Below are 14,442 nucleotides of genomic sequence, written 5' to 3' on the forward strand. Positions count from 1 at the left end.
ACACTATGAGTCAGTTGCAAAAAATCACGGATGAACTTGCTCAAGAAGTCGAGCAGGCCAAAGGCAATATGTTTGCAGGCAAAATCCTCGCGCCATTGCGTTTGGTGTTGGTATGGATGCAAGGCGTCAACGACAAGCTAAATGAACTTGAACAACGTAGTGGTGGTTTCAATGGCTAAAACAGACAGCAACGGTTTTCCAGCACGTAACACCGCCAACCCAACAATTGGCGGCCAACGTTGTGAGTGTGGTGATGTGCGCACGCTGCATCAAGCCAAAGGTAAGCGGGCGAATTTCTTGTATTCCGTCTGTGATAACTGCGGCACTGACCAACGCACGGGCGACCCCGTGCAAACCAAATTCAAAGCGCATTACCCAAGCATGGCCGCCTTACTGGCAGCCGAACAAGCCACCAAACAAAGTGACCCCGTAACCTTACCCGAAGGCATTGAGGCAAATGGCAACCACCAAGAACCCGAAAGCATCGCTCAAGAAACACCGCCAGCACTGCAAAAACCAAGCGGTAAAAGCAGCGATAGTGAAGCAACAACAACTACGGTTACAAGCCGAAAACCAAACCAAACAGAAACCGAACCCCAAACCGAAAAACCTGCCTTCTGGGCAATCTTTCGCGGGGTGGTTCTCGGGGCTATTTGCGGCGGTGTTATCACACGTTTCTAATCAACATTAAACCTATAGGCTATTTATGGACGAACAAAACCTAGTACCAGAAAACAACGAAAGCGTTTCACCTGAACAAGAAAGCGCGATGATTAAAGCAATGGATGCGGTTGATAAAGCCAATGATACCCAAGATTTTGACCCCGAAGCCACGGCCAAGGCTGAACAAACCGAATCAGAGCAAAACGCGTTAGCCGAACAAGGCGCACAAATGACCGCTTACATGGGGTTAGCCGCCATTGAAATGGCGATTCAAAGCACGGTGCACCCACGCTTTAAAATCCCTGACCATAACCGTGATGACGTGATCAAAAATTGTGCCCCTGTACTCATCAAATACGGGGCGTTATTGCCTGAATGGTTAGCGGCTTACCAAGCTGAAATCACCGCGCTAAAAGCCATCGGTTCATTGGGCATGGCAAGTTACGGCGAAATCAAACGTTTGAACGCCGAAGATAAGGCCTTGCTGGCCGCCGATGCTCAGAACGATGACCAAGTGGGAGATACCACACAGGAGGCTGCATAATGAAGCCGATTAATCCCAATAACAGCTTAGCCAATAACCATGTGTCACTGATTAGCACCTCGGGCGGTGGTAAAACCTCCGCCGTGAAAAAGCTATTCATTAAGCCGACTGACCAAGCCGTATTTTTTGACCCGTACGGCGATTATGACGAACGCATTGCGGGGCGTATGGTGCGCACCTATGAGAAATGGGGCGATTTTACCCGCGCTGTCTTGGCGGGACGCAAAACCAACCAAGGCTTTAAGATTGCCAAAACTTTTAGCGGTGAACCGACTCAAGAAGATTTTGAGCGTTTCGCCCAAATCGTGTGGGGCTGTGGCGATGGCAACCACACTAAACCGCTAAAGGCCGTGTTTGAAGAGTGTGCTCAGTTTGCTGATACCTCGGGCAAGGCCAAAGGCACACACGGTTCCATCATGCGGGTTGGCCGTAAGTTTGGTATCCATGCGATTAACCCGTTTCAGCGTGGGCAAGAAGTACCCAAAACCATTTTAGGTAACAGCCGTTACAAATGGGTGGGGATTCAAGCCCGTGAAAATGATGCTAAGTACCTCGCCGCTGAAACAGGCATACCGCTCACTGAGATTTTAAGCCTGAAAAAGCTGGAATATTTCTTAAAAGACGGTGACACCATGAACAGCCACACCAAAGACAAACTTCGCTTTTAGTGTGACCCAAAGCAAATATCACCAAGCCCGTGACCTATAGGTTTACGGGCTTTTTTTTGTTTGCCTTAAAACCGAATCCCTTGCTTTTCTGATGTGGCTTTAAGTCATTTAAACCACAGAGAGAAATCAAATGAATGCAAAAACGAAAGGCTACATCGTAACGGGCTTTATTGCCTTGGTGGTTGCGGGTGTAGTGGTTTGGGCGTCTAACAACGTTGATGCCGTTGAAGACCAAATCGGTTAAGGGAGCGCAAACAAATGGAATTACTTAGCACTAAGTTTGCACCTCGCCCGAAAGAACTCGACCCCGTTGAAGGCGTGGGTTGGGGTAACCGCGCGTCACTGCGTTTGGTTTCGGGCCCGACGTATCACAGCATTGAGCTTGTGACCGACATTCTTGACCCAAAAGACATTGAACGCGTTGAAGTGTCACTCAATGGTTCGCCAATTTACAGCGTATCGGCTGACACCTTGGTTGCCATTCAATCACACCGTAAAAACTACGCCGAAGCTGGCCGTTACATCATCTCGTTTGGTGATGCCACGCTACGTACCAAAATCGGTGTCCGCCAAACCGACCTTGTGACTAAACAAGGTGAAATCTGGTTTGTGCATATCACGCTCAAAGCCAAACCCACGGCGGATGCACAAGGCCAACCGATTGTTGCGCCGTCTATTCGTGCCCGTGCGCATGTGCTACCCGCACAAAGTGAGCGTTACTACATGCCGCGCCTCAAAGAAATTACATGGTTCGCGTCTGCCGCTGGCCGAACAACCTTTGATTTTGCCGAGCGTAGTGCAACTTTCAATATCAAGCGTATCCACTTCAAAGATGAGTCGATTGATCGTGTGCGAATTTTGCGTGACTCGTTTGAAGAGCTGAACGTCACCAAAGCCGATAACGCGTTCGATTTAGCCCAATCCAAGAAAGAACAAACCCAAGGCTGGTTAAGTCTCGACTTTATCCGCTACGGCTTTGGTGCAGAAGGCATGTTAAACACCGCTGCGCATAGTCAATTGGGCTTTGAGTTGGATAAATCACAAACGGGCAGTATTCCCGTGATCATCGAAGCGGTTGAACAGGTCGCAGCGTTACCAACGGCGGCTTAAAGGGGGGCTTATGTTTGATGATTGGGGTGAAACCCTCGGCGGTATTACCGATTCCATCATAAGCGGGGGTGAGTCTTGGGTTGATGGTTGGTTTGATAATGAAACCAACAAAGTCAAAGACGCCGCGCCCGAACAACAGCGCCCGAAAGAAGAGCCTGCCCGTCAACCCGACGGGCAACCCATTAATTACCAACCACTGACCAGCACCAACATGATGTTGATGATGGGCGGCGGCATGGTGGTGTTAATGGTGTTCATGTTCTTAATGACGCGGGGGAAATAATGCCATTACTTTTCTGGCCGTTATTGGTCGGCACTGTGGGTTTTGTTGGGGGCATGTTCACGGGTGAGGCATTTAGCCGCACCCTGAAACTGTTGATTACTGTCGTGATGGGTTTATGGCTCATCAATATCACGGGGGTATTGAAATAATGATGCCAGGTATCGGCGCACTCACAAACAGCGGTTCAATGCCGATTGATGCAGGCGGTGGTTCGGCTGGACCATCTTCTGCAACCGCTGATAACAACATGGGTTTCAAGGTTGGCGCTATCAATATGGGTGGCGGCAATGCACTGGGGAATTGGTTGCCCGTACTGCTGGCACTGCTCGCGGTTTGGTTTCTGATTAAGAAGGTGGGCTGATGTATTTCCGAATTATTCGACCAACGGCCGCCGATTTTGATGCCAACCTGAAATTTTTGAAAGCTGCCTTTGTCGGCTCAGATGATCCTAAAGGCGAGTTTGAAGAAACCCGAGACAAGATACTCAATCAGGGCGCGTCGTTCTATCTGCTATCAGGTAAAGGCGTGAAATTGTGGTTCGCGGGTAAAGTCATGAACGATGGCGGTTATCACATTATTGCGCTCGCTGGCCGAGGCTATGTGATGGAAGGTGCGCTTTACATTATTGAGCGTGTTGCTGCTTGCGGTTATCCCTTTGTGACCTGCCATACCTACCGCAAAGGCATGCGCCGTATCTTCAACCGTTTAGGTGCAACAGAAGAACAAGTACGCGAGCTGGCGAACACCTCAGAAACGAAGCACCGATTAAACCTGATGGATGATACTGGAGGGTTAAATGGGTAAGGGCGGCAACAGTAAAAGTGACAATACAACGACCAGTACCAACACCAGTGGTCAAAATGCCATTCAGGGTGACAACCTCGGTGTCGCCATTTCTGGGGTTAACGACTCAAACATCGACGTCACCATGACAGACCACGGCGCAATGGAACGCGCCGCAGAGTTGGGAGAATTGGCGTTAACCAGTAACACCGAAGTCAGCACCAAGGCGTTAGAAACCAATGCCAAAGTGACCAGTGATGCCTTAAACATGGGCAAAGACGTGGTGAAAAACGCCATGAACTTTGGTGAAAAGGCATTAACCACTAATGCGGATGTGTCGAAAACGGCCATGAAGCATGTGACCACGGCGCACAGTGAGAACTTGCAATACATTGCGGGCATGGCTGGCAACCAAGCGGCACAAAACAGCAAGAACCTTGAAACGCTGACGGAATTAGCAGGGATGAAAGCCGACGGCGGCCAAGTCCAAACCACTAAGCAGATGACCATTACCGTGGGTTTGGTGATGGGGTTTCTTGCCGTGATGTTTTTGATGCGAGGTAAGTAATGTTTAAGCAAATGATGCAGCCATACCAGCGCACCGATTTTCAATTGGTCGGCGAATTTCTTTATGTGGAACGTTGCACGGGGACGGTACTCATTCAAACCGACCGTGGCGAATACCGCCTAAAGCAAGGCGCTCAGGTAATAGACCCTAAATTGGCAGGGCGTTTAACCATTGAAAACCTCGGCGATGCGGGTGAAATCGAATTGATTTCAGGTTATGGCCGTTACGTACCGCCCGCCGATGGGCAACAAGTCAGCGTTGAAAAGATGCCCGCGCTTGAAATGGCCGCAGGGCAAAGCATGAATGTTGCCGTGACAGAGCAACCCGCGATGCAGTTAGCGCCAAACCAAGCGGTAAACATTGAAGCCATGCCCCCAACGGTACTGGCTGAAAATCAAAACGTTGCCGTTAGCGCGTTACCTAAAGTGCAACTGGCAACAGGGCAAGTGGTTCGCGTCACCGCAACCACACCGCTGCTCACCAAGCCGACAGGCGGCAGCGAGTTAACAGCCACGCAATTAACAGTGACCGCAAATGCAGCGTCACTGGCTGCCAATACTCGCCGCTGCCATGCGGTTATCAAAGCCAAAGCCACCAATGTGGCCGAAGTGGTGTTGGCAGGGGGCTTTTCACTGGCCGCAGGCGAAAAACAAAAGATTGAAGCCACTTGTGAACTGACTTTCTCAGGCACAGACGGCGACATTATTGAAATTTACGAGGTAGTACGATGACAGGGAAAACCTTGCGAGAACAACTGCCAGCAGGCGACCCACGCAACAAAGTGGAGTTTCTTGCAGATGAATTAGAAGCCCGCTCGGCTGAATTGCTCAAGCTATTGGGCAAAGCCAGTGGTATCCGTAGCTGGGTACACAACGGGGCGTTCTTGGATAACATCACCGATAAAGTTGCTCAACTTGAATACGAAGGGAACCAAATAGACAACGCCGTTGTAGGTTCACCGAATCAAAATAGCTGTGCGCTTGGTGACGGTTGGGCATTCGCATCATCTTCAAAAAACGACCCAACCGTTCTAACAGGCGCTTTCAGTGCTAAGCGCCAGTTGTATTGGCATGGCTTTAGTAAAGCTATCCCGTTTGATAGCCAGAGTATTTGGTGCATGGCGAGCAATGTAAAAGGCTCTGTTTACCAAGTTATTCAGTTACCCAATATTAAAGCGAAATACAAAGCCCGTATCTATTTCTCAACGGAGGTAGGCGCAAAGATAACCGTAGGGGCGAGTTGTTATGGTAGCGGTTCTCTTTATCCGTTGAGAGTGTCGCAAGAGTTAATTTCAACCCGCGCCACGTATGATTCTGATAACACAAGCCCGCACTTTGGTGCGTTCGATGTGCAGACGTTAGAGAGTCAAGAATTTGAAGCGTCGAGAGCGGGTGAATATACGGTGCTGTTTGTTGAAATTGACCCACAAGCAGAGAGCAAAAGCCTCTTTTTGCATGGTGTGGAGCTAATCCGTAGTGATAAAAACCCAACATGGGAAGCGGAAAACGTCACCCATCAAACCGATATGCTGGGGTATCAACGCTTTGTTGATGGCTTGAATTACTCTTGCCGAGACTTTGCCCCCGAACAACCGAATATTTACACCTTTAAAAGTAACAGACCCAAAGGGGTTTCGTTCGCGTGTCCTCAAGGCTTTGATAAGCATTTTTCATTCACGGGCTTTTACATTGGTAACAAGGCTTACAACGATGCTGACGGTGTGAAGTTGTTATCTGTTGATGGCGATACGATTACAGTATTCATTCCTGACAATGTAGTGAGCCGTTTTGGTGATGCTTTGTATCTTGGTGTTTATCTGAATTGGTCGGCGATGCCTGTACGTATTGGGCTTTATTAAGTGGTGAGCGCGTGAATTCTAAACGAGTTGTAATTGTTGGCGGTGGCTGTGTCGTTCTAGGTCTCGGTTTGTTTGCATATTTAAATAAAAAGCAAAAACAACATAAGAATGCCGCGCTTATTCATAGCGGTTCGGTTGCTCTTGGGAATAACCCAACAGTAACCGACATGAAAAATACTGTTAATTTCATAGGTGACATGATGGGAAATGTTTTAAAAAGAAAACCGCGCGGCATTCGTAATAACAATCCTTTAAATATTCGTGAATCAAAAGGTGATCGCACGAATTGGAAAGGTGAACGTAAAACCGATGATGACAAAGCATTTGAAGAATTTACGCATGTGAAGTACGGCTTTCGAGCAGCAACGCGCATTCTTCGCAGTTATCAAAAGCGCGGTATCAATACCGTTTACTCTATTGTGCATACGTTCGCGCCAGCGCATGAAAACAACAGCGACCATTATGTAAATTTTGTTTGTCGTGAAACGGGGTTTGATAAACATCAAATGCTCGATGTTCGCAATAAACAAGTTGCCGCGTCACTGCTAAGAGCCATGGCAAAAATGGAAGTCGGGCACTTGTACCCAATGCACGAAGTAATGGAAGGGGTAAAACTGGCATGAATAAGGCCGCAACCACCATTGCAATTAGCGTCACGGGCGTCGTTATCGGCGCTTACACACTCAAGTTTTTAAGGAAAAAAGGTTGGCTATGATTGATTTTAAACAGAAAAGCACCCGTTCGGGTTTACTGCTGTTAGGCGCTGGCGTGGCGGGTTTGGTCACGGGTAACACCGAGCTGGCAAACATTGCCATTTCAGAAGGCAGTACCCAAATCGGTGGCGTTGTGCCTTTGGTCGCATCGTTAGCGGTTGGCCTATGGGATATGCTGCGTAACGAGAAAAAGTAGGAGAGTGACGAGTATGGAGTTATATCAAACCATACTCGTGGCTGCGGCCACGGGGTTTTGCTCAGCGTTTGGGACGGGTATTGCTATGAAGACGGATATTGCTTGGATAAAGAGAATGTTAGAGAGCCATGATAAGCGAATTTCACGGCTCGAATAGTATTTTTCTTTACATGATTGTTTATCTTTAATGAATAAGCTACTTGTTGTCTAGTGTGCTGGTTTCACGCAAAGCATACGAGAAGACTAATGTTAGCCTTCTCGGTTAAATATATCTGTTGTTGCATAAAAATAAATTTACCAGATAATATGCTTTACCTTTCCTAACCATCTAACATATATGAAATTAAGTCATACCAAACACAAAGAAATCATCGATAAGGTTGAGGCGTTAAAATGCGATGGGTATCCATTGATCACCAAAGAACAAGAGTTGACGGATTTTCTCAACGAATTAATGCCTGATGTCGATGGTGATATCAAAGATCAGTTAGTCGAGCACTCTGTTGAGGGTAAACCAGTCGATTGGAGTTCTTATGTGCCAATTTTATTACAAGTAATAACGCATCACTTTGAGTCCAAAGGCTAACAGACTGTTCAAGAGGCATATCATTTTCACTATGCGTTATGCAGCGACTTATTCACCCCTTAACAGGGCGTATGAAAACTACAGGGATAATATGGATTTTGAATCAGCATTTAGGATAATTTTGGCGGCAGCTGGAAGTACTGCTGCCATTGGCTTTATTGGTAAATTGTTTGCCAATACAATCGCGACAGGAGCTATTAAAAAATATGATTTAGTTAATGCACAAACGCTAGAAGAACAAAAACAGCAGTATCAAAAAGAAATAGAGAGTTTGAAGTCTCAATTGCTAAAACTTCAAAAAGAGCATGAGGTTGCGTTCAGTAGCTTGTATCAAAGACGCGAAGAAGTCATTACAAAGTTATATAAACTCATGAATAATTTTGTTGAAGTTAGTGACAAGAAACTGCGAGTTGATAACTCCCTTGATATAGAGCCTAGTTTTAGAGAGCTAAGTTATTTCTTTGATCTTAACCGTTTGTACTTTCCTCAATCTGTTGCATTGGATATTAATGGAGTTATTGTTACGGGATATGGGCTGTTGAAATCTGAAAATGAGAAAGAGTATGAGCATTTAGCAAGTCAGCTTAAAATTCAAGTGTTTAATCAAATGGAATTTGTTTTTCGTAAAATGCTAAAAAGCGAGGAACATCGATAAAATTTTCATAAAAACCAGTCAAGGTGACGCGTTAAACTCGGCGGTAGATGTTCTTGGTGAGTTCATCGTGGCGCACCTCATTGCAGCGTTAGGTGTCATTATGGAATTGGTGCCTATATCTCTTTTTTTCTGAGTGTTTAGTTGCATACTAATCGCGCTTTGAAGTATCAGATTTATTCAGAATAAGAGGGCTTAAGTATGACACCGTATATGAATCATAATGGTAACTCTAATGTAGAGGCATATGAGGTTGATGGTAATTCAATCACAGTAAAATTCATGTCTGGGAGATGGCAATACTATTTATATACGAGCCAGAGACCAGGTGCAGCAGTAGTTGAACAAATGCAAGATCTTGCTAGGCAAGGACAAGGCTTAAATTCATATATCTCACGAATTGTCCGAACCAATTTTGAGCGTAAGTGGTAAACACCATACAAACTATTCGCACGTGTGGCATTTCACTATGCGTTGATTTTAGTGTTTAAGGTGGTCTGTATTACGTTGCTCATACCTTAACGCAGCGTTATAACAAAGCTTTCATTACGGATTCCCAACGCCTGACAAAGCCCGCAGTTCGCGGGCTTTTAATATTAAAGGCTAGGGAAGTTGTCACATTCTTTTCTTGGCTACCTCGCGATACATCTTCTTTTTCTCTTTGGTTACCGTGTCACTTTTTGGTTGCTTCAGACGGCGACCACCACGAAACGGTAATGGCGTCACCACATTGGAACGCACGGGAACATAGTCCAATTCGTACATACGTTTTAACTGATGATACTCATCAAACCGTAACGCGACAGAATCCAGCTCTTTGGGGCTGAACATTCGACCTTCGGGCGTGATAATCACACAGCGTTCCTCATCAATCCGAAATCCCGTCCAGCGGGTATCATCAGGCAAATAGCCACGAACCCGAATCAACAGCAGTTTTTCAGCCATTGGATTAACGTCCATCCAGCCAGATAACCAACGTTTTACGGTGATGGGCTGAACATGAAACCAAGCCGCACCTTGGGGAATATCATCGAAACAACGCCAAAACAGCTTAACAAACGATTCGTGGAGCATGATGTACCTCGCAAAAAATATCTAAGTTTGATTCTATTTTTCGATTGATAAGGTGTGTACTGATAGGTAAAGCCGATTACCGTTAACAATTCTAGGTATCGAACCAAAGCACAAACTTATCAAGCACAGGCAAGATAACCACAGCAACAAAGTGATAAAACCACAAAGTAGTTATATAGATAATTGTTTCCAAAGGATTTTTTGATAGAGAAATCATAGGTTTCGGCATTAACTCAGATTGGGCTTGAACCATGTTAAAAAAGTACCACCCAGTGCGCATTATATATATTATGTTAAATAAGGTGTCTAGAGATGGTAATGTCAGTACTACTTGGCATCTATTTGTTCTCCTCTTCTCTTATTTAGGCTCGTTACGGCGTGTTATTTAACAGTATTGCGTATTTACCATAAAATAGGTAATAAACACCTATGTTTAAGTACTGCTGCAAATGTTCAGTTTGCATGGTGCTTCAACTTAAGTGTTTATTACAGAGTCAGCGTTATGCTGACTCTGTAGATCTTTTCAAGCTATTGCTTAACACTAACTTGCTTTAGCGGTTTGTGTAATGAACTGATACTTGCGCAAAATCAGTTCAAGCTCAGGAACTTGTATGGGTTTAGCAAGGAAATCATTCATTCCTGCGTCTTCACACAAAATACGATCCGAATCCATCGCATTTGCTGTTAAAGCGATGATTGGAATTTTGTAACCGCGCTTTCTAAGAATCTGTGTGGCTTTTAGCCCATCAAGGACCGGCATGGAAATATCCATCAGGATAATATCGTAGCTGTTTGGATTTTGGTTATACATTGCGATAGCTTCATCACCGTTATTGGATATCTGAACCTTATGACCTCGTTTCTCTAACATCAGCTTCGCAACCAGCTGATTCGTTTGACTGTCTTCTGCAAGTAAAATACTCAATCCATGATCACTGGCTGGATATATTTCTTTTTGCTGCTCTGAAAGCTCTGTATTACAGTTTAAGCATGGCAATATCATAGTAAAACAGCTACCAGATCCTAAGTCGCTTTCCAGTCTTATTTCACCACGCATTTTAGTAATTAAATGTTGGCTAATAGCTAAACCTAGTCCGGTGCCACCATAGCGTCGTGTGATACTACAATCTGCTTGAATGAATGGATTAAACAAGTTTTTCTGAGCTTCTTTCGCGATGCCAATGCCTGTATCGGTGACTGATACGTGAATTTTACCTTCTATGGCTTTAGCGACGATATGAACTGCGCCATCATTAGTAAACTTAATGGCATTACCTACTAAGTTAAACATGATTTGAGCGATTCGATTTTTATCACCATGAATAAATTCAGGGATAGAATCTTCAATATACGCTGTTAAATCTATATTCTTGATGATAGCTTGTTCTTTTAACTGGCTAACAACTAGATCAATGCTCTCTTGGATACGCATTTTTGAATGATAGAGCTCAAAGTTTCCTGACTCTATACGCGATAAATCTAAAATGTCGTTAATGATTGTTAGTAGTAATTGTGCTGACTGATCCATTTGATTGAGCCAACTCTTTTGCTCAGTATCGAGCCCAGAATCAGCTAATGTATCCATCAATCCTAAGACACCATTGAGCGGTGTTCGAATCTCATGGCTCATCATCGCTAAGAATTGTGATTTGGCTTTGTTTGCTGATTCAGCTTGTTTACGTGCTTCTAGTAAATCAAAGAGACGCTGTTTACGGCTGGTGATGTTTTTGGCTGTTCCGCGGTAGCCAAGCAACTTACCTTTTTTATTAAAGTATGCTGTACCACTTATACTGATCCACAAGCCCCCTTCACTATCAGGCAACTGCCACTCAACATCTTCAAACGATTCTTGGCTTTCAAGCTTTGTTAATAATTGTTGGCGTACACTTTCTTGATCATCAAAGATATCGAGGATGTTTTCATTATCGACGATATGGCCAGCAAGATCAGGAGCGGAGATATAGGTAAATATATAATCGGTGTCGATTTCCCAAAACCAATCACCGACAGTATTTGCGAAATCTTTAAACCGCTGCTGGCTATAGGTGAGCTCTTGGGTTCTTGCCGCGACAAGCGACTGTAATCGTTCTCTGTAATCGATATCAATGATAGCCCGCTCTAATAAAGGTCGGAAGCGATCAAGTACACGTCGGCAATGTGGTGTGAATTGCCCTTTTTCAGAGTGGATAAAAATGAGTAAAGCATCACCTGTGCTTACTTTGACTCCTGTGAGCAATGCTGAATGGCAATATGCCATTTGCTCTGGCGAGCGTTGATAGAACTCTTCAACACGATCTGGCGCAAATAGGACAATACTTTCACCATTCATACAGCGAATGAATGTATTAGAGACATCCCAAACAGTTGATTGAAATACTGGGCTCGTTGATACTAGCTCTAGTAATGGCGATGATTCATCTTCTCTGGTTAATACAATCGCATTTTCAAAGCCAATGTACTTACGAAGAACAGATAGTAAGCTGTTGAATACTTGTCGTTTATTGTTAGCACCTGCCATTGCTGAAATACCAGCTAAAATAGCCGCGTTTTCATCACGAAGCTGTCTTTCCCTTTCATTACTACGTAACAAATCGAGCAATGTTTCTTGTAATTTTTCAGACTCAAAACGAGGCATTGGCTAATCCCTGTGAAATAATACGGCTGAAATCATCAGGTTTCCATGTGCATTTTCACCCCCCGTAAACTGACCTTGTTCACCAAACGTAAAGGCGCATACAAATGGAGCATCATACATCGCAGTGTTAATATAAGTAGCAACATCATTCATTTTATCTTGAACTCTTAACATGCAACCTGCGCAGTAAATAGCGATGCCACCTATGGGATCAAGCGCTTGGCTACTGCCTATTTCATTAGCAGATTCAATAACCCGACCAGCTCTACTGACAAGCCTTTCTTCAGTACCTTCCATAAAGTAAAGCTTTTCGCCTTCATTAATAGTGGCAAAGAATTCGATCCCACCTCGACTAGTCAACTTACACGGATGTGATAATTTAAAATAAGGTAAATCATGCAGCTTACCGACGATACGTCCCAGCGGGTTTAAGCTACTTTCTCGCATAATCCCCGAAGCCGTTAGCGGTTGCCCCAACCAACCAGAGTACACTTCACTTGCTGGACGGCCATTTAATTCAATAATCTCACGACCTTCAACTTTAGTGGCATAAGCATTTTTCCCTGTACTTGCATACCCAGAATGAAACGAGAAACTGATTTCACACGATGGGTAAAAAACACAGATCCCAACACCATCTTGGGTACTTTGTTCCTGATTGAACAACTTCCAATTGCCTTTTACGTAGTCATCTGCAGCACTACCACCAATAATAGGAACAGGAACGGTGAGCTCGTCTTCTATTCCTTTTAATACTTCTTCTTCTGCACCTGGAGTAGCATGAAGCAAAATTAATGCCGGAAGTTCTCCAAAGCGGTTACTATTTTCAATTGCTTGAAGAACGGCTTGTTTTGCCATGTCGTATGGTGATTGGTTTGAGGATACAATAGCGGTTCCATACGCTCCTCTATAATCACAAAGCGCCCACAGCGCAATCCCCTCGCCTTGTTTATAACCTTCGTCAGTCATCACACCTTGGCAAGATGTGCATGCCAAAATTTGACTATCAGGGTAAGCTTCTGCAAGTCTAGCTTGAATGGTGAGTTCGTCGTAATGTTCAGATAAGTACGCTAATACTAATTTAGGGTTCGCAATTTTCATATTGAGTTTGCGAATAGCGTCTGAAATTGCTTGTTCTGATGAATGAAAGGCTGAAAAGCTAGTGGCTACATCCATAATTTTAATTATTCTTAGCATTAATTTTTATTAATGATAGTCATTTTTTATCTAACAATCAGCCTTCTATCGTATTTTTAATTAAATAAGTGTTAAGAATTTTGTCACTTGGCCGTTATGGATGAAAACGATTGCTTAATCAGCGTAGTAAGGAATAAAAATGATACACAAGGTGTTTTTGGTCACTGGCGGTGCAAGAGGTATAGGGAAATCTATCTGTGATTTACTAAGCAGACACGATGCCGTCGTTTTTGCCTTGGATATTGATGAAGAGTCAGGATTTAAGTTAGTGGCAAATAATCCACTCATCCGTTTTCGTCAAGCAGATGTGACTAATCAGGCTGAGATCCAATGTGTTATTGATGAAATTCAGAGTCAATATGGACGGTTGGATGGCTTAGTGAATAATGCAGCAATTTCTAATCCCTATAATGCGCCATTAGCTGAGCTTAATTTGCACGATTGGAAACGTACGATTGAAATCAACCTGACAGCCCCTTTGATGATGACCCAAGCTGCTCTATCGCTACTTAACTTAACTCAAGGTGCCGTTGTGAACATAGCCTCTACCCGAGCAGTGCAAGCGGAAGCAAATACAGAAGCATACTCTGCGTCTAAAGGCGGCTTAGTTGCATTAACGAAAGCCTTGGCGGTCAGCTTAGGACCAAATGTACGTGTGAACTGCATATCTCCGGGGTGGATACATACCAATGAAGACGAAGTGCTACGCCCTATAGATCATAAGCAACATCTAACCGGCCAAGTTGGTCATACCGTCGACATCGCAAACATGGCGGAGTTCTTATTAAGCAGCAAAGCAAGCTTTATCACTGGTGAGAATTTTACTATCGACGGCGGTATGACAAAGAAAATGATTTATGCTGAATAAGCGCAATGCAAGGTAAGATAAGTTATGTTTTGGTCAAACAAATA

20 protein-coding genes are annotated in these 14,442 nt (G+C 44.4%); 17 read left to right on the top strand and 3 right to left on the bottom strand.

From position 1 onward, the window contains the following. The first annotated feature begins 5 nt into the window (after nucleotides 1-5). The 16 genes from OCU87_RS08960 (at nucleotide 6) to OCU87_RS09035 (ending at nucleotide 8,627) form a co-directional block, all read left to right on the top strand. Nucleotides 6-179, top strand: a complete 174-nt coding sequence (locus tag OCU87_RS08960) for a hypothetical protein (RefSeq protein WP_261856925.1) — start codon at nucleotides 6-8, stop codon at nucleotides 177-179. Then, nucleotides 172-681: a hypothetical protein gene (locus tag OCU87_RS08965; protein ID WP_261856926.1), complete on the top strand. Its 510-nt coding sequence runs from the start codon at nucleotides 172-174 to the stop codon at nucleotides 679-681. Before OCU87_RS08960 ends, OCU87_RS08965 begins: the two co-directional genes overlap by 8 nt. A 25-nt stretch (nucleotides 682-706) precedes the next feature. Continuing rightward, nucleotides 707-1,207 carry a hypothetical protein gene (locus OCU87_RS08970; protein ID WP_261856927.1) on the top strand — a complete coding sequence of 167 codons (501 nt, stop codon included), beginning with the start codon at nucleotides 707-709 and terminating at the stop codon, nucleotides 1,205-1,207. Beyond that, nucleotides 1,207-1,875, top strand: coding sequence for an ATP-binding protein (locus OCU87_RS08975; protein WP_261856928.1), 669 nt, complete (start codon nucleotides 1,207-1,209; stop codon nucleotides 1,873-1,875). The genes OCU87_RS08970 and OCU87_RS08975 overlap by 1 nt, the downstream gene beginning before the upstream one ends. Before the next feature lie 258 nt (nucleotides 1,876-2,133). Then, nucleotides 2,134-2,985 carry a major capsid protein P2 gene (locus tag OCU87_RS08980; protein WP_261856929.1) on the top strand — a complete coding sequence of 284 codons (852 nt, stop codon included), beginning with the start codon at nucleotides 2,134-2,136 and terminating at the stop codon, nucleotides 2,983-2,985. A gap of 10 nt (nucleotides 2,986-2,995) precedes the next feature. Further along, a complete protein-coding gene (locus tag OCU87_RS08985; RefSeq protein ID WP_261856930.1) occupies nucleotides 2,996-3,268 on the top strand; it encodes a hypothetical protein in 273 nt (90 codons plus the stop codon). Next, the gene (locus OCU87_RS08990; RefSeq protein ID WP_261856931.1) at nucleotides 3,268-3,417 is read left to right on the top strand and encodes a hypothetical protein; all 150 of its coding nucleotides are present in this window, start codon (nucleotides 3,268-3,270) and stop codon (nucleotides 3,415-3,417) included. Before OCU87_RS08985 ends, OCU87_RS08990 begins: the two co-directional genes overlap by 1 nt. After that, nucleotides 3,417-3,629, top strand: coding sequence for a hypothetical protein (locus OCU87_RS08995; RefSeq protein ID WP_261856932.1), 213 nt, complete (start codon nucleotides 3,417-3,419; stop codon nucleotides 3,627-3,629). Before OCU87_RS08990 ends, OCU87_RS08995 begins: the two co-directional genes overlap by 1 nt. After that, a complete protein-coding gene (locus tag OCU87_RS09000) occupies nucleotides 3,629-4,072 on the top strand; it encodes a hypothetical protein (RefSeq protein WP_261856933.1) in 444 nt (147 codons plus the stop codon). The genes OCU87_RS08995 and OCU87_RS09000 overlap by 1 nt, the downstream gene beginning before the upstream one ends. Next, complete coding sequence (locus OCU87_RS09005; protein WP_261856934.1) at nucleotides 4,065-4,619, top strand: chemotaxis protein; 555 nt, start codon at nucleotides 4,065-4,067, stop codon at nucleotides 4,617-4,619. Before OCU87_RS09000 ends, OCU87_RS09005 begins: the two co-directional genes overlap by 8 nt. Further along, nucleotides 4,619-5,350: a hypothetical protein gene (locus OCU87_RS09010; protein WP_261856935.1), complete on the top strand. Its 732-nt coding sequence runs from the start codon at nucleotides 4,619-4,621 to the stop codon at nucleotides 5,348-5,350. The genes OCU87_RS09005 and OCU87_RS09010 overlap by 1 nt, the downstream gene beginning before the upstream one ends. Beyond that, on the top strand, nucleotides 5,347-6,477 hold the full coding sequence (locus OCU87_RS09015) for a hypothetical protein (protein WP_261856936.1): 1,131 nt from the start codon (nucleotides 5,347-5,349) through the stop codon (nucleotides 6,475-6,477). The genes OCU87_RS09010 and OCU87_RS09015 overlap by 4 nt, the downstream gene beginning before the upstream one ends. An 11-nt stretch (nucleotides 6,478-6,488) precedes the next feature. Further along, nucleotides 6,489-7,100, top strand: a complete 612-nt coding sequence (locus tag OCU87_RS09020) for a structural protein (RefSeq protein WP_261856937.1) — start codon at nucleotides 6,489-6,491, stop codon at nucleotides 7,098-7,100. Between the two features lie 88 nt (nucleotides 7,101-7,188). Then, nucleotides 7,189-7,386, top strand: a complete 198-nt coding sequence (locus OCU87_RS09025) for a hypothetical protein (RefSeq protein WP_261856938.1) — start codon at nucleotides 7,189-7,191, stop codon at nucleotides 7,384-7,386. Nucleotides 7,387-7,723: 337 nt separating this feature from the next. Next, complete coding sequence (locus OCU87_RS09030; protein WP_261856939.1) at nucleotides 7,724-7,972, top strand: hypothetical protein; 249 nt, start codon at nucleotides 7,724-7,726, stop codon at nucleotides 7,970-7,972. Nucleotides 7,973-8,063: 91 nt separating this feature from the next. Continuing rightward, the gene (locus OCU87_RS09035; RefSeq protein WP_261856940.1) at nucleotides 8,064-8,627 is read left to right on the top strand and encodes a hypothetical protein; all 564 of its coding nucleotides are present in this window, start codon (nucleotides 8,064-8,066) and stop codon (nucleotides 8,625-8,627) included. A gap of 612 nt (nucleotides 8,628-9,239) precedes the next feature. Here OCU87_RS09035 and OCU87_RS09040 read toward each other — a convergent pair. From OCU87_RS09040 to OCU87_RS09050, 3 genes are all read right to left on the bottom strand, one after another. Further along, entirely contained in the window at nucleotides 9,240-9,698 is a 459-nt protein-coding gene (locus tag OCU87_RS09040) for a phage protein (RefSeq protein WP_261856941.1), read from the bottom strand. A gap of 541 nt (nucleotides 9,699-10,239) precedes the next feature. Continuing rightward, nucleotides 10,240-12,333: a PAS domain-containing hybrid sensor histidine kinase/response regulator gene (locus OCU87_RS09045; RefSeq protein ID WP_062690678.1), complete on the bottom strand. Its 2,094-nt coding sequence runs from the start codon at nucleotides 12,331-12,333 to the stop codon at nucleotides 10,240-10,242. A gap of 3 nt (nucleotides 12,334-12,336) precedes the next feature. Beyond that, complete coding sequence (locus OCU87_RS09050; protein WP_261856942.1) at nucleotides 12,337-13,509, bottom strand: FIST signal transduction protein; 1,173 nt, start codon at nucleotides 13,507-13,509, stop codon at nucleotides 12,337-12,339. A 160-nt stretch (nucleotides 13,510-13,669) separates the two neighbouring features. On the opposite strand from OCU87_RS09050, the gene OCU87_RS09055 reads away from it, so the two are divergent. After that, the gene (locus OCU87_RS09055) at nucleotides 13,670-14,398 is read left to right on the top strand and encodes an SDR family oxidoreductase (RefSeq protein WP_261856943.1); all 729 of its coding nucleotides are present in this window, start codon (nucleotides 13,670-13,672) and stop codon (nucleotides 14,396-14,398) included. The last annotated feature ends 44 nt before the right edge of the window (nucleotides 14,399-14,442 follow it).

Origin of the sequence: Photobacterium sanguinicancri, from assembly GCF_024346675.1 — a bacterium.
Classification (GTDB): Bacteria; Pseudomonadota; Gammaproteobacteria; order Enterobacterales; family Vibrionaceae; genus Photobacterium; species Photobacterium sanguinicancri.